Source organism: Bacillus sp. 17RED48, assembly GCF_019837545.1.
Taxonomy (GTDB): domain Bacteria; phylum Bacillota; class Bacilli; order Bacillales; family Bacillaceae_G; genus Bacillus_A; species Bacillus_A wiedmannii.
Genome location: NZ_JADAXG010000003.1, coordinates 159,871 through 178,204 on the forward strand (window position 1 = coordinate 159,871; position 18,334 = coordinate 178,204).

14 protein-coding genes and 1 pseudogene are annotated in these 18,334 nt (G+C 36.9%); 11 read left to right on the forward strand and 4 right to left on the reverse strand.

Features of this window, described 5'->3' with window-relative positions:
• Positions 1-74 precede the first annotated feature (74 nt).
• The gene (gene argH / locus ILT06_RS13730; RefSeq protein ID WP_098102262.1) at positions 75-1,583 is read left to right on the forward strand and encodes an argininosuccinate lyase; all 1,509 of its coding nucleotides are present in this window, start codon (positions 75-77) and stop codon (positions 1,581-1,583) included.
• 66 nt (positions 1,584-1,649) lie between these two features.
• Positions 1,650-2,483 (forward strand): GNAT family N-acetyltransferase, encoded by an 834-nt coding sequence (locus ILT06_RS13735; protein WP_222655193.1) that lies wholly within the window; start codon positions 1,650-1,652, stop codon positions 2,481-2,483.
• 35 nt (positions 2,484-2,518) lie between these two features.
• Here ILT06_RS13735 and ILT06_RS13740 read toward each other — a convergent pair whose 3' ends face one another.
• Complete coding sequence (locus ILT06_RS13740; RefSeq protein ID WP_001271045.1) at positions 2,519-3,268, reverse strand: (S)-benzoin forming benzil reductase; 750 nt, start codon at positions 3,266-3,268, stop codon at positions 2,519-2,521.
• Positions 3,269-3,385: 117 nt separating this feature from the next.
• Here ILT06_RS13740 and ILT06_RS13745 point away from each other — a divergent pair, with 117 nt between their 5' ends.
• Positions 3,386-10,858: a DUF7507 domain-containing protein gene (locus ILT06_RS13745; RefSeq protein ID WP_222655194.1), complete on the forward strand. Its 7,473-nt coding sequence runs from the start codon at positions 3,386-3,388 to the stop codon at positions 10,856-10,858.
• Between the two features lie 47 nt (positions 10,859-10,905).
• On the opposite strand, the gene ILT06_RS13750 is transcribed toward ILT06_RS13745, so the two are convergent.
• Entirely contained in the window at positions 10,906-11,463 is a 558-nt protein-coding gene (locus ILT06_RS13750) for a CatB-related O-acetyltransferase (RefSeq protein WP_000898178.1), read from the reverse strand.
• A 135-nt stretch (positions 11,464-11,598) separates the two neighbouring features.
• On the opposite strand from ILT06_RS13750, the gene ILT06_RS13755 reads away from it, so the two are divergent.
• The 7 genes from ILT06_RS13755 to ILT06_RS13785 all read left to right on the forward strand — a co-directional run bounded on the left by ILT06_RS13755 (position 11,599) and on the right by ILT06_RS13785 (position 15,989).
• On the forward strand, positions 11,599-11,940 hold the full coding sequence (locus ILT06_RS13755) for an ASCH domain-containing protein (protein WP_098102256.1): 342 nt from the start codon (positions 11,599-11,601) through the stop codon (positions 11,938-11,940).
• A complete protein-coding gene (locus ILT06_RS13760; RefSeq protein ID WP_098102254.1) occupies positions 11,937-12,332 on the forward strand; it encodes an NUDIX hydrolase in 396 nt (131 codons plus the stop codon). Before ILT06_RS13755 ends, ILT06_RS13760 begins: the two co-directional genes overlap by 4 nt.
• Positions 12,333-12,418: 86 nt before the next feature.
• On the forward strand, positions 12,419-13,039 hold the full coding sequence (locus ILT06_RS13765; protein ID WP_000070921.1) for an acetate uptake transporter: 621 nt from the start codon (positions 12,419-12,421) through the stop codon (positions 13,037-13,039).
• 139 nt (positions 13,040-13,178) lie between these two features.
• A complete protein-coding gene (locus tag ILT06_RS13770) occupies positions 13,179-13,622 on the forward strand; it encodes a flavodoxin (protein ID WP_001062763.1) in 444 nt (147 codons plus the stop codon).
• A gap of 16 nt (positions 13,623-13,638) precedes the next feature.
• Positions 13,639-14,538, forward strand: coding sequence for a WD40/YVTN/BNR-like repeat-containing protein (locus ILT06_RS13775; RefSeq protein ID WP_000449520.1), 900 nt, complete (start codon positions 13,639-13,641; stop codon positions 14,536-14,538).
• A 216-nt stretch (positions 14,539-14,754) separates the two neighbouring features.
• Complete coding sequence (gene cspB, locus ILT06_RS13780) at positions 14,755-14,955, forward strand: cold shock-like protein CspB (RefSeq protein WP_001179147.1); 201 nt, start codon at positions 14,755-14,757, stop codon at positions 14,953-14,955.
• Positions 14,956-15,143: 188 nt separating this feature from the next.
• Positions 15,144-15,989 (forward strand): exonuclease, encoded by an 846-nt coding sequence (locus ILT06_RS13785; RefSeq protein ID WP_222655195.1) that lies wholly within the window; start codon positions 15,144-15,146, stop codon positions 15,987-15,989.
• 291 nt (positions 15,990-16,280) lie between these two features.
• Here the strand turns inward: ILT06_RS13785 and ILT06_RS33060 are convergent.
• A pseudogene (locus ILT06_RS33060) lies at positions 16,281-16,403 on the reverse strand (hypothetical protein); the annotation flags it as partial.
• Between the two features lie 256 nt (positions 16,404-16,659).
• Between ILT06_RS33060 and ILT06_RS13795 the strand changes: the two are divergent.
• Positions 16,660-17,007 carry a hypothetical protein gene (locus ILT06_RS13795; RefSeq protein WP_064476933.1) on the forward strand — a complete coding sequence of 116 codons (348 nt, stop codon included), beginning with the start codon at positions 16,660-16,662 and terminating at the stop codon, positions 17,005-17,007.
• 179 nt (positions 17,008-17,186) lie between these two features.
• Here ILT06_RS13795 and ILT06_RS13800 read toward each other — a convergent pair whose 3' ends face one another.
• Positions 17,187-18,278 carry a DUF3900 domain-containing protein gene (locus tag ILT06_RS13800; protein WP_000345047.1) on the reverse strand — a complete coding sequence of 364 codons (1,092 nt, stop codon included), beginning with the start codon at positions 18,276-18,278 and terminating at the stop codon, positions 17,187-17,189.
• Between the last annotated feature and the right edge of the window lie 56 nt (positions 18,279-18,334).

Sequence of the window (18,334 nt, forward strand, 5' to 3'; positions counted from 1 at the left end):
TTTTATGTACAAGCACTTTTTTACTCTCTGTGGGTATGATGGGTAGTAATACTTAAGTGAGAGGGGAAAAGGTGATGAAACAAAGTAAAGAAGAGTTTATAAAGAGTGAAGGCGCTGATTTCCCTGGGAAAACATATGTGGATTGTGTATTACAACATGTATTTCATTTTCAACGAAATTACTTATTAAAAGATATGTTTCAAGTGCATAAAGCACATATTACAATGCTGACTGAAGAAAATTTAATGAAAAAGGAAGAAGCTAAAGTTATATTACACGCACTAAAAAAGATAGAGGGAATTCCAAAAGATCAATTGCTATATACAGAGCAGCATGAAGATCTCTTTTTTCTAGTCGAACATTTAATTTCTCAAGAAGCGAAATGCGATTTTGTAAGTAATATGCATATTGGTAGAAGTAGAAATGATATGGGTGTAACGATGTATCGTATGAGTTTAAGGCGATATGTACTACGACTAATGGAGCATCATTTGTTATTGCAAGAAAGTATACTACAACTTGCTGCTGATCATAAGGAAACGATTATGCCAGCTTATACACATACACAACCAGCGCAGCCCACAACATTTGGTCATTATACGTTAGCTATTTATGATACGATGCAGAGAGATTTAGAACGAATGAAACGAACGTACAAACTTATAAATCAGTCTCCAATGGGAGCTGCCGCTCTTTCCACAACAAGTTTCCCAATTAAACGAGAGCGAGTTGCCAATTTACTTGGGTTTACAAATGTAATTGAGAACTCATATGATGCTGTTGCTGGAGCGGATTATTTATTAGAAGTTAGCTCGTTACTTATGGTAATTATGACGAATACGAGCAGATGGATTCATGACTTTTTATTATTAACGACGAAAGAATATGATGGTATTACTGTTGCAAAGCCATATGTACAAATAAGTAGCATTATGCCGCAAAAGCGAAATCCAGTTTCCATTGAACACGCCCGTGCGATTACGAGTAGCGCTTTAGGAGAAGCATTTACAGTATTTCAAATGATTCATAATACACCATTTGGTGATATTGTCGATACAGAAGATGATTTGCAGCCGTATTTATATAAAGGAATTGAAAAGACCATTCGTGTTTTTTGTATTATGAATGCAGTGATTCGAACGATGAAAGTAGAAGAAGAAACGTTGAAAAGTCGTTCTTATAAACATGCAATTACGATAACTGATTTCGCAGATGTTTTAACAAAAAACTATAGCATTCCATTTCGGCATGCGCATCATGCAGCGAGTGTTATTGCGAATATGTCATTGGAGCAGCAAAAGGAGCTGCATGAATTACATTTAAAAGATGTAAATATATACTTACAAGAAAAATTCAAAATACATTTATTGGAAAAAGAGTGGAATGAAATTATATCGCCAGAAGCATTTATTCAAAAAAGAAATGTATACGGTGGACCGAGTAAAAAAGAAATGGAGCGTATGATTAAAAATCGAAAAGAGTCATTTCAAAAAGAAGAAGAGGTATTTGAAAAAGAAAAACAGAGAATTTTACAAGCTGAAACTGATTTGAATATGTTAACTTCGCATAGTATTGAATCGTAAAAGAGGGATTTAATGAATTAATCGCCAATACTTAATGAAACTATAAATAGAGGGAAGAGATTGTCGATGATTCAATTACATGTATACGAAGAGATTCTTAATTTTAAAGAAGAGGTTACACCATTTTTAGAAAAGAATGAGCAGGAAAATAATCTCATATTAGGTGTATTACAAATGGTCCAACAACCGATATTTATGGGGGTAGCAAAACAAGAGGAAGAAATTGTAGTTGTATTTCTTCAAACAGAAGAAAAGAAACAAATCATTGTTGCTACGTCTGAAATTGCGGAAGAGGATATCGTGGAACTTGCAAAAAAATTAACGAAAGTATATTCAAATGTTCCTGGATTGATTGGTAATAAGAAAATTGTACAGAAATTAGCGGAAGAGACTGCCGTGTTAGAAAATAAGAAAACGAATGTTGTAATGGAGCAAGGTGTGTATGCATTACAACAAGTTAAGAAGAAGTGGACCGAGGATGTGGATTTTCGAGAAATAGGTAGTGATGAGCTACCATTAATAGAACAGTGGATTTATCAATTTTGCGAAGATGTAAGGCTTCCTACTACGAAAGAAGAAGCGAAACAAACCGCTCATACATTAATTACGAACCGTCGTCTATTTGGTTTAGAAGTAGATGGGAAGCTTGTTTCTGTAGCTGCAAAAACGAGACCAACTACAAACAATATAACAGTTAATTTCGTATATACACCGAAAGAAGCGCGGAAAAAAGGGTACGCATCTATTTGTGTCGCTGCACTTAGTCAACGTATGTTAGATGAAGGATATAAGACGACTACGTTATATACTGATCTAGCAAACCCTACGTCTAATAAAATTTATCAAGAAATTGGTTATGAAAAAATTGCGGAGTCTGTACTTATATTTTTAGAGAAATAAAATGAAAAGGCACGCTATTAGAGCGTGCCTTTTTGTTATTCATCAATTCGAATGACTTCACCTTGCGGGAAATTCTCAGTTTCTAGTAAGCTACGAATTGCTTTCGCAACGTATTCAGGTGACAGTAGTTTTCCTTCTTCTTTTAGTGCGATGAAGCGGTCTAAATTTATGAAGTCTTCTTTATTTGTTTCACGAATTTGTGCTTGCATACTTGTATCAACAACACCAGGTGCAAAAGCGACGATTTTTACTGGATATTCTTTTTCTGCTTCTTCGGTTGCTACGCACTGTGTAAACATATTTACACCAGCTTTCGTTGTACAATAAGCGCCCCATCCAAAATAAGGATTTTTTCCTGCACCAGATGAAATGTTTATAACACGTTTATCTACTTTCCAGTCTTTCGTATATCTCATGAAAGTAGAGGTAAGAATCATCGGTGCAAGTAAATTAATTTGAACGTTTGTAATGAAAAGCTCGCTTTCTGCCTTTTCAATTGGCTTCATTGGTGCAACCGTGCCTGCATTATTAATTAAATGAATAGATGATATATTGTCTTCCTTCATAGATGAAAGGATCTCGTTAAAGTTAGTTTCTAATTTATGTACATCTTGAAGATCTAAGGAATGAAAAATGCAATGACTGTTATTTTGCTCTGCGAGTTTAGTAAGCTCTTTATTTTCTCTTCTAGAAATAGAGATGACGGTTGTATTTTCTTCTAATAATTGTGTGGCGATTGCCTCACCTAAACCTTGTGAAGTTCCTGTTATGATAACGTAGCGCATAGTGTAGTAAACTCCTCTCCATATATGTGGAATTTTGTTGGACAACGTACATTGTATAGTTTGTCTACATTTTATAGTATAGAGCACTTTTTACTATAATTGAAATGAGATGATTGTGTGCCTTTTATGAATCGCTTTACAACAACAGTAACTGGTGCCGTCACGTTCACTGGGAACACGTTAGGACTAAGTCCTACATCGCCTGCACCAAATAATAATTTCGGTACGATTGATGTATTTACAACGGTAAATACATCGCTCCAAGTACCTGGATTCCCAGCAGGAACGACGAATGACTGGCCATTAAATTCTTCAAGTGCAATTTTGAATCTTCCGGCAGGGAGTAGTATTTTATACGCAGAACTAGTATGGGCCGGCACATACCGGACCGATACAGAGGATGTTTCAGCTTTTTTAAATGATAACATTACATTTACAACACCGGCAGGAACGTTTTCTGTTACACCAGATCCTGCAACTGCGCAGCAAGGTTCAGTAGGGAACCAGTTTTATTACGTACGTTCAGCTAACGTAACGAATCTTGTTAATACAGGGGGAGCGGGAACATATACAACGGGTGCTGTACCGGCTACAAGAACTTCTGCTGATCCAACGGTCAGTCGTTCAGCTGGTTGGACGCTTGAGGTAGTTTATCAAAATACAAGTTTACCACTTCGGAATTTGTCAGTGTATGCAGGCCAAGAAATTATTGATGCTTCATCACCACCAGTTGATGCTACTATTTCAGGTTTCGCAACTCCATCTACAGGTTCTGTTACAGGAAGAGTACTTGTAACTGCTCAAGAAGGTGATTCTAACATTGTTGGAGATCAACTTCGCTTTGGACCGAATGCGAATGCTACAGTTGCTTTATTCGGACCGAGAAATCCCGCAAATAATTTCTTTCAGTCACAAATTTGTAATGATAGTGGGAATTTAGATACAACTGGCACCTTTGGAAATTTGAATCAGCCGTTAGGGATAGCTTTAGCCGTCCGAAGACAAGGATGGGATATTACGAATGTAGATGCCTCGTCATCATTAGTAAATAATCAAACGTCAGCGACTGTTCGCTTCGTTACAAATGGAGATGGATATGCTGCAGCTGGTTTTGGTGTTCAAATTGATGCGACAGGGCCAATTATAAATCCTGTTAAATCTGTTGATAAAACCGTTGCAGCAGTAGGTGATATTCTCACCTATACGATTACTGTTCCGAATACAGGGACAGGAAGTGCAGAAAACGTTGTATTACAAGACAGTATTCCGAATGGAACTACGTTTATAGCAGGCAGTGTTACAGTAGGTGGAGTAACTCAGCCGAGCGCCAATCCAGCTAGTGGAATTAATTTAGGAACGATACCGAATAATGCTCAAAGAGTTGTCACGTTTCAAGTGAGAGTTACGTCATTCCCGAATCCGAATCCAATTTCAAATCGTGCGATGGTGTCATACCAATTCCGTCCTTTTGTTGGAAGTCCTCCTATCACAAGTACAGCTTCTTCAAATACAGTACAGACGACGATAAATCGCGCAAATGTAAGTTTACAAAAATCTGTAGATCTACAGACGGCAACAATTAATGATGTATTAACGTACACAGTGAATGTCACCAACGATGGGAATGTCGCTGCAAATAATGTTATTTTTGTTGATAGTATACCTGCTGGAACAACGTTTATAACAAATAGTGTTACGGTAAATGGAGTAGCGCGTCCAGGAGCAAATCCGGCAAGTAGTATTAATCTTGGAAGTATTAATGCTTCGCAAACGACTGTAGTGCGCTTTCAAGTTCGAGTAACATCTAATCCTCTTGTAAATCCAATTCCAAACCGTGCGAGTGTAACATTTAACTTTATTCCAGTGCCTGGTCAGCAACCAATTTCAGGCCAAGCGACAAGTAATACTGTATTTACTACAATTAATATAGCTGATATAAGAACGAGAAAAACAGTAGATAGAGCTTTTGCGACAGTTAATGACGTTCTTACGTACACCGTTACAATTGAGAATACCGGGAATGTACTTGCGACGAATGTTATTTTTCAAGATCCAATCCCAATTGGAACGACTTTTATCCTAAATAGTGTGACTGTAGATGGGGTTTCACAACCTGGGGCAAATCCTGCGACTGGGTTTACCGTAGCGAATATATCTCCTGGCGGAAGTAGGACAGTGACTTTTCAAGTACGAGTGACATCTACACCATCAGGAGGTACGATTGCAAATCGTGGAAATGTGTCTGCTAATTTCGTCGTTATTCCGAATCAGCCACCGATAACGATTAATAGACAAACGAATACAGTTGTGACACAAGTTAATACAGGCGGTTTAAATGTAATAAAAGAAGTGAATACAATGCAAGCGGCGGTAGGGGATACTTTAACATACACAATTGCCGTCCAAAATACAGGAAACGTACTGTTAACAAATGTATTTTTCCAAGACCCTATTCCTTCCGCTGTTTCATTCGTTGCAAATTCTGTAACAATTAATGGAGTACCACAAAGTGGATTGAATCCAAATACAGGATTTTCTCTTCCAAATATTCCTGCGGCTCAAACAGTTGTAGTCACATTTGACGTATTAATTGTACAGGATCCAGAAAATGAAGATATTTTAAATCAAACAAATGTAACAGCGAGTTTTCAAGTGAATCCGAGTGAACCACCAGTAACAATCAATGTTCCGAGTAATGTTGTGAATACAACAGTACAATCAGGGAACTTTGAAGTTGTGAAGGCAGTGAATACGGATGTTGCAACGGTAGGGGATGTTTTAGTATATACAATCGAAATAATTAATGCAGGTAGTGTAACAGCTACAAATGTGTTTTTCCAAGATTCAATTCCGCAAGGGACTTTATTTATTGAAAATAGTGTATTGGTTAATGGTGTTTTACAAGAAGGGGCAGATCCAGAACTTGGATTCCCATTAAATAATTTGCCTACTGGCACGAGTGTAATTGTTACGTTTGAAGTATTAATTGATGAAATTCCCCAAGGAAATAATGTCGTCAATAATGCGAATGTCACTGGAGATTTCCTTGTAAATCCAACAGAGCCACCAATTACTGTAACAGTGCCAAGTAATACTGTTATGACAGTGGTGAATTCTTCAGGGTTAAATGTAATGAAGAGCGTAAGTGCTAGTGAAGCAGGTGTAGGGGATACGTTAACGTATACAGTTCGTATACAAAATAGTGGAACAGTAGCAGCAACAAATGTATCATTCCTTGATCCAATTCCATCTGGAACAACATTTGTAGCAAATAGTGTAACAATAAACGGAACGTCTCAACCAGTTTTAAACCCAACAACTGGATTTCCGCTTGCTAATATTCCATTAGGAGGAACGGTAACAGTTGCTTTTCAAGTGACGATCACGAGTGTACCACCAAATAGAGTTCTTCCGAATAATGCGAATGTAACAGCTGATTTTCAAGTAAGTCCTTTGCAGCCGCCAATTACAATTGTAACGATTAGTAATATTGTTGTGACACGAGTGAATGTAGGATCAATTAATGTAATAAAGAGTGTAACTACACCACAAGCAGGTGTAGGAGATACGTTAACGTATACGATTCGTATTCAAAATACAGGAACTGTTCCTGCAACGAATATTATTTTTCAAGATCCAATTCCGTCTGGTACTGCGTTTGTAGTAAATAGTGTGACGATAAATGGAGTCGTTCAGCAAGGCGCGGATCCTATGGCAGGTTTCCCAGTACCAAATATTCCTGTCGGGCAAACGGCTACGATTACGTTTCAAGTTACAGTGACGAGCGTTCCGAGTGGTGGAAATATAAGAAACCAATCGAACGTTACTGCAAGTTTTCTTATAAATCCAGCCAATCCTCCAATAACAACTGTTACGAATAGCAATTTCGTCGTGACGCAAGTAAACACAGCGCAGTTAAATATACAAAAATCTTCATCTGTACAACAAGCGGCACTTGGAGAAATTTACACGTATTCTGTTGTCATTAGAAATAATGGAACGGTAACAGCGACGAATGTCTCTTTCATTGATCCAATTGCTTCAGAAACAACATTTGTAGCAAATAGTGTAACGATAAATGGAACTCCTCAACCTGGATTTGATCCAAATATAGGTTTTACGCTTCCTAATATAGCTGCTGGCACATCATTGACTGTAACGTTCCAAGTAACAGTAGTTGCACCATCCACGCGTGGAGCCGTACTAAACACCGCATCTGCAACAGCTACTTTCTTATTAAATCCTTTACAGCCCCCTGTAACAACAACAAATTCAAGTAATACGACAGTAGTTACGATACCGTTACCTCCTCCTGGTGAAGTAACAGCAACAAAAACAGTTGACGTTGCAACTGGAGCGGTTGGGGATGTATTAACGTATACCGTGCTAATTTCAAACGTAGGAATTATACCTGTTACAGATGTGTTCTTCCAAGATGTCATACCAGAAGGAACGACATTTGTAGAAGATAGTGTAACGATAGGTGGGGTGCAGCAACTTGGTGTAAATCCAGAAATAGGATTTACAGTTACTCCATTATTAATTAATGGTGGAAGTATTGAGGTAACGTTCCGAGTGACGATTACAGAAATTCCAGATAATGAAGTCATATTAAATGATGCAGACGTTACATTTACTTCACAACCAAATCCGCAGGAACCACCGATTACGGAAACGATATTAACAAATTTAGTCGTTACGACAATTAATATAGCGTTTATTTTTCCGTTAAAACTAGTAGATAAAGAAGTAGCGATTGTAGGAGAAATTTTAACGTATGATGTATTGATTTTTAATTTTGGAACAGTGGCAGCGACGAATGTTCAATTTATAGATACTACTTCCGCGGGTGTAGCATTTGTACCGGGAAGTGTGAGCATAAACGGGGTACCAGCACCGGGATTAGATCCGTTCATCGGCTTTACAGTTCCAGATATACCTGTAGATGATTTTGTGCTTGTCACATATCAAGAGATGGTAACGAGCATACCAGAAGGTGGTACAGTTGTTAACTTTGTAGACGTTACCGCTACATTTGCTGTAAGTGAAACAGAACCGCCTATTACTGAGACGACGACAAGTAACACGACATTAACCGAAATAAATGAATCTGGTTTGAATGTTTTAAAATCAGTAAGTGAGCCGATTGTTGCAGTAGGCGATACAATCACATATACGACAGTAGTTCAAAATACGGGAACAGTGACGGCGACGAATGTTCAATATAGTGATGTATTACCTTCCTCTATAGCATTCGTGCCGAATAGTGTAACGATAGGTGGTGTGATACAACCTGGGTTCAATCCTAATAATGGATTCCCGCTGCCAGATATAAATCCAGGGGGAAGTGTAGAAGTCACATTCCAAGTAACCGTTGTTAGTGTTCCATCAAACGGAACAATTGCCAATACGGCAAATGTTACTGGAAGCTTTATATTAGTACCAGGAGAACCACCAGTTATAGTAAATCAGCCAAGTAACACAACGCTCACAACTGTAAATAGAGGACGATTTAATGTTATTAAACAAGTAAATAGAGCAGCTACTCTCGTTGGAGATGTATTAACGTATACGGTTCAAATAACGAATACAGGAACAGTAACAGCAAATGATGTTCAGTTTATTGATACAATTTCAGCAGGAGCGTCATTTGTATCGAGTAGTGTAACGGTAAATGGAGTTTCGCAACCAAACTTAAATCCGATTACTGGATTTGGAGTTGGAGATATACTCGTTGGTGAAACCGTTATAGTGACGTTTCAAGCGATAGTTACAACCATCCCGTCATCAGGAACAATTACGAACGTTGCAAATATAACAGGAAACTTTACTTTAGTGCCAGGAGAGCCACCTGTTGTAGTAACTGAACCGAGTAATACGACGATAACAAGGGTAAATAGAGGGCGCTTTAATGTTATAAAAACCGTGAATAAGCAAGCAACGCGATTAGGAGATACGTTAACGTATAGTGTGCAAGTTACAAATACGGGAACGGTAACTGCGACGAATGTTCAGTTTATTGATGTCCCATCGCCTAGTTTAGAATTCGTTGCAGGAAGTGTGCAAATAAATGGGATTCCACAAGTAGGTTTAGATCCTTTTGTAGGCTTTTCATTACCTGATCTTGCAGTAGGGGATAGCTTATTAATCACATTTGAAGTAAACGTAATCGCAATTCCGCCTTCTAGTAGCATTATGAATACAGCGAGAGTAACTGGTGATTTCGAATTGATTCCAGGAGAACCACCGTTTACAATTACGAATTCAAGTAATACGACAGTCACACCAGTAAATAGAGGCAGTTTAGATATGCTGAAAGAAGTAGATCATTCAATTGTTGGAGTAGGAGAAACGGTAACGTACCGTGTTCGCATATTAAATACTGGTACGGCTGATGCAATGAATGTTAAATTTATTGATGTACTATCTCCGGAAGCTGTTTTTGTACCAAATAGTGTAACGATAAATGGAGTAGCGCGTCCGGGAGTAAATCCGCAGGTTGGATTTACGATTTTAGACATTCCAGTCGGTGAGACGGCGATTGTAACATATGAAGCTACGATTATGAGTTTTCCAGATGGTGGTACAGTAGTGAACGTTGCTGGGGCATCAGCAGAATATATTTTAGTACCAGGAGAGCCGCCAGTTACAGTGATGGACACGAGTAATACAGTTATTGTAACAGTAAATACTGCAATCTTATTTGTTGCAAAAGGAGCAAACTTTGAAGTAGCGATGGTAGGAGATGTTGTCACTTACGGAATTGCTGTTATAAATGATAGTACAGTTCCTGTGACGAATATTGTTTTAACGGATATCATTGATCCGAATACGTTATTTATAAATGGCACGGTAACAGTAAATGATGTACCTTTTCCATTTGCTAATCCGAATACTGGTATTTCGTTAGGTGATTTTCAGCCAAATGATGCAGCTATTATTAATTTCCAAGTTGTAATAACAGGAGGGCAAATCAATAACTTAGTTACAAATACAGCGACAGCGAGTGGGTTTGCAACTGTGAATCCAAATGAATCGCCTGTAGTAGTTGAAGGTGATAGCAATACAGTTGTTATCCCGTTTATTCCTCAAAATGTCTCAACGACAGTCGTAAAAACAGCGGATCATCAAACAGCAACAATAGGAGATGTTATTACGTTTACGACAGTTATTACAAATACGGGGGATACTATCATACAAAATATTCGTTTTCAAGATATGTTAGATAGTAGTGTTCGATTTGTTCTTGGAACTGTAAAGGTTGATAATACGCTAGTGCCAAATGTAAATCCAGTATCAGGATTTCTTATAGGAAGTTTAAATCCAGGTGAAGCACGCACAGTCTCGTTCCAAGTAGTAGTTCAGAGCGCGCCAAGTGGTTCAGGAAATTATATAAATCAAGCGAGTATTCGTTTCGAACATCAAGTAGGAACAGTATTGCCACCTGTTACACAAATAGTAGAAAGTAATATGGTTATCATTCTATTTGCTCCAACGATCGAACAAATTTGTGAAACAAACTTTAATTGCTTAGATAAAATTCCATTTCAATGTTCTCCGTGTAATCAGTTGCACGAACATAAAAAATAAAACAAAAAAGAGCATCCTATTCTTTCAGGATGCTCTTTTGGTATTAATCACATAGATTCATTTTCGGGCGAGGTAAAAAACTCGTTGATTTTGTTGGAAAGTAGAAATGGAATGGCTCCTTTTATTACAGAAATATCCCAATCCCACCATGCAAGATTCTCTAGTTTGTCAATCGTTTCTTGCGGGAAACGATATCGAATAAATTTTGCAGGATTACCAGCTACAATTGCATATGGAGGTACGTCTTTTGTGACAACACTCTTTGCCCCAATAATGGCTCCGTTACCAATTGTAACACCAGATAAAATGCAGGATTGATAACCAATCCATACATCGTTGCCGACTACGATGTCACCTTTTGAAGAAGGATGACCAGTAATATGTGCTCCTTCATTAAAAAATGCATTAAATGGGTAAGTTGTTATCCAGTCTGCGCGATGTTCACCGCCAAGTATGAAAACGACTTCTTCTCCTAATGAACAAAACTTACCTATTTTTAATTTCGTTTCATCATTCCAAGAAAAAATGGTTGGACCTACTTTACTATAAGTATAATCACCAATATCATATTTATTATATTCAGGTTTTTGATTTAAAAATAACATAACAAATTTAGCATCCTCTCTAAAGCAAGTAATGGATATGGAACATTATATGCAACTTGGAATAAGTCGAACTGTGTTGTATGAATTGGTAATACACAATTAGTAGGTGCAACGAATAAAAAGGGAGTGGAATGAATGATATACAAAATGGGATTATATAATAAACCTTTTCAGTCAATTAAATCAGGAAAAAAAGTATATGAAGTACGTTTATACGATGCAAAACGTCAACTTATAAAACAAGGCGATCATATTGTATTTACGAACCTTACGACAGCAGCAACGATTACTGTCAAAGTGACGGAAATAAAACGATACGAAAGCTTTAAAGCAATGTACGAACAAATTGATAAAAAATTATTGGATTGTGAAAATGATAGTTTAGAGGAAATGCTAGAAAGTACATACAAAATATATACGAAAGAACAAGAAAAAAAGTGGGGAACAGTTGCGATTCGTATTGAGGTAATAAAATGATAAGAAATCGCGGCGGGGCTATCATTGTGCAGGAAGGGAAAATTGCTCTTATAAAACGTATTCGAGAAGGGGAAACATATTATGTTTTTCCAGGCGGAAGAATTGAAGAAGGAGAAACAGCTGAAGAAGCAACGAAGCGAGAAATTTATGAAGAATTAGGGGTACATATAAAAGTGGAGCATCTGATTGCAAAGGTGGAGTATAAAGGTACGGAGTATTATTTTAATGCCCATATTATAGATGGAGTTTTCGGAAGTGGTAAAGCTGAAGAATTCAAGCTGAAAGATAGAGGGAGTTATATTCCGTTGTGGTTGCCGATACACGAGTTGGAAAAAGTGAATATAAAACCGTATGAAGTGGTCGGAAGCATATTCAATCATTATAAAAAGTAAGGTCTGACAACATACAAAAAAAACCATTGACATAGTCTTCTGATTTAAGTATTGTATTCGAGTATGTTTATAATCAGGAGGTTTATATGAGCAATCAATCTACTACACATCATGTGAAAATGACAACAGCAGATCCATCTGGAATTGGTCTATTTGGATTAGCGATGGTAACACTTGTAGCATCATCTCAAAAGTTAGGCTTAACAGATGGCGTTTCACTTGTATTACCGTGGGCAATCTTTTTAGGAGGATTTGCACAAATCTTTGCGTGCATTCACGATGCAAAGCATAACAATACGTTCGGTACAACAGCATTCGGTGCATACGGCCTATTTTGGTTAGGTGTTGGAATGACTTGGTTAATTCAACTTGGAGTATTTGGCGAAAAATTAGCACAAGCTGCAGATTCAAAACAGCTGGGTGTAGCCTTTATTGGATATTTGATTTTCACAATCTTTATGACAATTGGTGCAATGGAAACACATAAAGTATTATTTATGATTTTCGTCCTTATTGATTTCTTATTTATTGGTCTTTCATTAAGTACTTTAGGTGTTATGCCGCATGCAATGCATAATTTAGCAGCGTATTCTGAACTATGTATTTCATTATTATCTTTCTATGGTTCAGCAGCAGCAGTGTTAAATACACACTTCGGTAAAGTTGTATTACCAGTTGGAAAGCCGTTTGGTATTTTTAAAAAGTAATAAAAAAGCACAGGTGATTGTATAGTCATCTGTGCTTTTTTGTATGGAATAAATAAAAATGAAAAATATAATTGAAATTGATTCTCATTATTAATATAATGAGAATGAGAATCATTTATTGTAAGAGGGGGATGCCGAAGTGGCAAAAATTTTAATAGCTTATGCAAGTATGTCAGGAAATACAGAGAGTATTGCTGATTTAATAAAAGTTAGTTTAGATGCTTTTGATCATGAAGTAGTATTGCAAGAAATGGAAGGCATGGATGCTGAAGAATTATTAGCCTATGATGGAATCATTTTAGGATCTTATACGTGGGGCGATGGTGAATTACCGTTTGAGGCGGAAGATTTCCATGAGGACTTAGAAAATATAGATTTATCAGGGAAGAAAGTAGCGGTATTCGGATCAGGTGATACGGCGTATGAACTATTTTGTGAAGCGGTAACGATATTTGAAGAAAGACTTGTAGAACGCGGTGCGGAGCTTGTGCAAGAAGGATTGAAAATCGAACTAGCTCCAGAAGATGAAGAGGATGTTGAAAAATGCAGTAATTTTGCAATTGCATTTGCTGAGAAGTTCTAAGAATGGGAGTGTCAACGTGGAGACAATGTTAAGTGCAACCGCTATTACAAAGTTAAGAGATGGAAAACTTATGTTAGCTACTACATATAATGGCTTATTTATTGAACGAGACGGAGAATGGAAACAAATATTAAATGGTTTTCAAAAACGAATTAGGGATTTACATAGCGAAGATAATGTAGTGTATGGTGTAGGTGACGAAGGGATTTTTATTCGTAGTATGAATGGTGGAGAGAACTGGACGGTTCAGCGTTTTCCAACAAAAGCAACGAGTTGGAATGTTTGTAGTAATGTACAAGGAACAGTCATTGCTCATGGAGATAAAACGTTGTATCATTCTAATGATTTTGGTTCGACATGGGAAACCATTCATCCATTTCTTGAGTATGGTGGCGGGGCACCATCTATTCGATCGTTATTTTTATATAAACATTACTTATTTATCGGTACGAAAATACATGCTAAATATGGTGGTGTTTGGCTCTTTAATTTGGAGACACGTAAATTAAAGAGGATTAAAATCGTGATGAATCAGATGATCTCAGCGTTGACTGTACACAATTCTTATATAGTAGCAGCGAGTGGATCATGCAAGGGTATTAGCGGGAATATTTCTTTTTGTAAAATAGATGAAAGTATTGAGAGTGAAAAAACATATTGGCATACATGTCAAAGTGAGCAGAAAGCAAGTAGCTATTTAGCCTTGAGTGTAGATCAACATGTGCTATATACAACGTCAACGCAAAATAAGGCGGGGATTAGTACGGTTTGTCGTGTACTTCTAGAAGAAGAACTTGTTACAGTATGTGACTCAGTTAAAGGGCATGGCTGGCGCATCGTTAACCAAAAAGAGGGTTATGTTGTAGCTGGATCAGGTGAATCAAAAGCGATGCAATGGAAGAAAAAAATTATATAGCAAAAAAAACTTTACTTTTATTATATTGATATGATATAGTTACTTTAAACCATTTTACTTTTAATAATATAGAGATTTAAATGAGCTGTAACTTCCGAGGAGGATAGCAATGTTAAATCTCCTCTGGGGTTGCAGTTTTTTAATGTTTGAAGTATTATTGTAAAGTGGTTGAAAATGAATATGTACATATAGGTACATTGTAGGAGGATTTTTTAAATGCAAAACGGTAAAGTAAAATGGTTTAACGCAGAAAAAGGTTTCGGTTTCATCGAAGTTGAAGGCGGAGAAGACGTATTCGTTCATTTCTCAGCTATCCAAGGCGACGGCTTCAAATCTTTAGAAGAAGGTCAAGAAGTTACTTTCGAAGTAGAACAAGGTAACCGTGGACCTCAAGCTACAAACGTAAACAAGAAGTAATTACGGAAAAAAGAAGGGCTTGCCCTTCTTTTTTTTGCATTTTTATTGAATAACCTCCTATGTACATATAATAATGAGATTAAATTTTTGTTTATTAGACGAAGTATTTCATGCATAAAGTGCATGAATGAATAAATACTGAAAATAGAGTATGTGTGTGAAAAGGAATTTAGAAAGAGGTAAATAAATTGGAAAACGCTACACATTTTATTGTGTTCGATATAGAGAGAAATTTCAGGCCGTATAAATCAGAAGCTCCGTCAGAGATAGTTGATATCGGAGCTGTAAAAATAGAAGCAAGTACAATGAAGGTAATTGGAGAATTTTCGGAGTTAGTAAAGCCGAGTGCACGACTCACTCGTCATACGACAAAATTAACGGGAATTACAAAGAAAGATTTAATTGGTGTGGAGAAATTCCCACAAATTATAGAGAAATTTATTCAATTTATCGGAGAAGACTCTGTATTTGTTTCATGGGGTAGAGAAGATTATCGTTTTCTATCTCATGATTGTACGTTATACGGTGTAGAATGCCCATGTATGGAAAAAGAGAGCAAATTTGATTTGCAGAAGTTTGTTTTCCAAGCGTATGAAGAGTTATTTGAGCATACACCAAGTTTACAATTTGCAGTAGAACAGCTCGGTTTAACGTGGGAAGGGAAGCAGCACCGAGCTTTAGCGGATGCTGAGAATACAGCGAATATACTTCTTAAAGTATATAGCGAGAGAGACATTCATAAACGGTACAAAAGACATGGTGAGCTTGAACTTGTAGAGAACGGAAAACTAACAGAAAAAGCGAAAAAAAAGATGCGAAAATGGGTATTTAAAGAAATGAGAAAAAATACAGAGCGTCCTTTCGTTTGGAGTGCATTTGAAAGTAGTGACACGTGGGAAAGTATAACGGAAAGATATTATATAAGTGAAGCTACAATAGAACTTCTGAAAAAGCATTTTCGTACGGCGGTGAGAAAGGCGGAAAGGCAGATTAGGCATTTGGCTGAGATGGAGAAAGTAGTAGAAGAAAGTTAGTAATATAACCAATTTTATTCATATGTACAACTAAACTTCAGGATTAAGTCGCAGAAGTTTAGTTGGAAAATTCACGGCTCGTCCCGTATTAGGAATAGAGTATTTTATTGTTTTTAGTACGAATGTACAAATTATTTGTTTTCTGAGAAAGATAATGGAGAGTAGTGTGAGGGATAGAACAAAATAGGGAGCAAATTACGCAGAGGATTCAGTATTTAGGGAGAAATAACGTGAATTTCTAGTTTGAAATATAATAGGAATAGCATTGTTTACATTGTTCGAATTAACGAGTTAATATTCACTTTCTGAAAATGGAATATTTAACTTGTTTTCTACAGTACGTAAACGTTGGTTTAAACGGTTCAACCGACGGGTATGTCGCTCAACTGTATTTTCTAATTGATGAACTCTTTCATTTAAGTTATTCACCTGAAAGTTTAACTTGTTTATTTTTTGTTCAAGTTCGTATATCTTTCTTTCTGATGAATTGTAACACCCCATATAAATCCTCCATTCTATTAAAGTAAATTTAATCTATAGTAGTATATGTATAAATGAAAGGTAACTGAATTTAGAAAAAATGGAAACGCTTAATATATCTTTAAATCGTGGTGTATTAAAGATTAAAATCGAAGAATAAGATAAAAGTTTTATACAAGGGGGGGGGATAGTGATAGACATGGATATTAAAGACGTCACGGTACAGATGGAATTAAACGGAGTCTTTTGGAATGAGGATGGGCTTGCTGAAATGACGGTGACTACAAAAGAAGAGCATTCTCTTCTTCTTAGTCTAGTAGTTGATTTAGAAAGTAAAACTATTAGGGCGACGAGTGCCGAAATAGTGAATGGATTCTGCCCTCTGTGCAAACAGAAAAGGGACGAATGTAGTGAACTTAATGACTTACAAAACAAAATGGATATTTTAGAAGAAGCTTACGATTGGGTGAGAGAGCATCCAGAATATCGTTTTCAATTATCTTTTTATGGGTACAATAAATTTGAGGTAGTGAAGTGAAATTTTCATTTTACCAATATACATAGTGACTACTCTAATGGAAATACACTTGTACAACAAGGAAGGAATCTACTTGATTCCGCAACAAATATCATCTTGAGTTAAAAAATTAAAAAATATGTCCCAAATAAAAGAGCGCTCGTTAACAGCGCTCAGTAAAAATAGGGATATGGAAGGATTTATTCAATCCCGTTCGGATCATAAGAATACTGCTGCTTATTCTCAATCCGTTCAATCACATCTTGCAACTCATCCGGCTTCAGAAACTCAATCGGAGAGAAGCCTTTCTCAAACGTAAGTGTATCAGCCTCAATCATTAATACGTATCGATCATTTACCTTTGCGATATGTATTTGATCCCCGAAATCAGCAAGCAGGGCCTTCACAGAGATATGATCTGCTTTTAGCTTTAATTCCACTTCAGGAGCATGCTCGACGATTTGAGCAGTAGCTTCCATTACTTCTTCGGTTGAAAATTGTTCCATAATTTCGCGTTTCGGACTGGCAGCCCATACTTCCATTGCTTGGTCGAATTGTTCGCGTTCTTCCGTACCTTCTTCAAATACATCTTCAATTTGGTCGTATACCATGTCCATTACTTGTGTTTTCATAATTTCAGGCATAGAGCGTTCGTACTCGACGAATTTTAAGAAGTCTTCAAAGTAGCGGGCGTGTGATGCTTGGTGAATTTTTAGCTCACCCACTTCGACCATACCTTCTTCAGGCATGTACGGATATTGGATAGATTTCATGTTTTTTGTTGTGATGGCCATTTCAACGTTACGAATCAGTGTGGATTCATCTGAAATAGAAGCGACTTTCGGTTCGAAGTCACATTTCATAACGAAAACGAATGGATCATCAAAGTATTTGCGTAGTTTTGCTTGCGCAATTAAAAATACACCACCGCGTACAGCGCTTGTGTCCAGATATGTATAAACGAGAGGTTCACTCATATCTTTGAAGTTTTCCTTTGTTTCCGCAAAGCGAATGCGATTAAAGAGGTTGTAATGAGGGTTTGAATCAAGTTCGTGCCCTTCTTCTACAATGAAGCGACCGATCTTTGTCGGAGCTTGTTCTGTTTTCGCATGACGTTCTACTTTTCGCTTTGAAATTTTTAATAATTCACCATTTAAAAATTCTTTTAAGGAGCTATCTTCATACTCTTCAGCGTCTAACGTTTGAAAATGTTTGTAGCGTTTATCAACAGCTTCACCTTTTCCTTCTACTTGTACAACATAAAAGGAAAGATAATTTATTTCAAAATCCATATTTATCACCTTGTTTCATTTCATTAACTCTTATCAGTATAGAGATGGAAAAAACT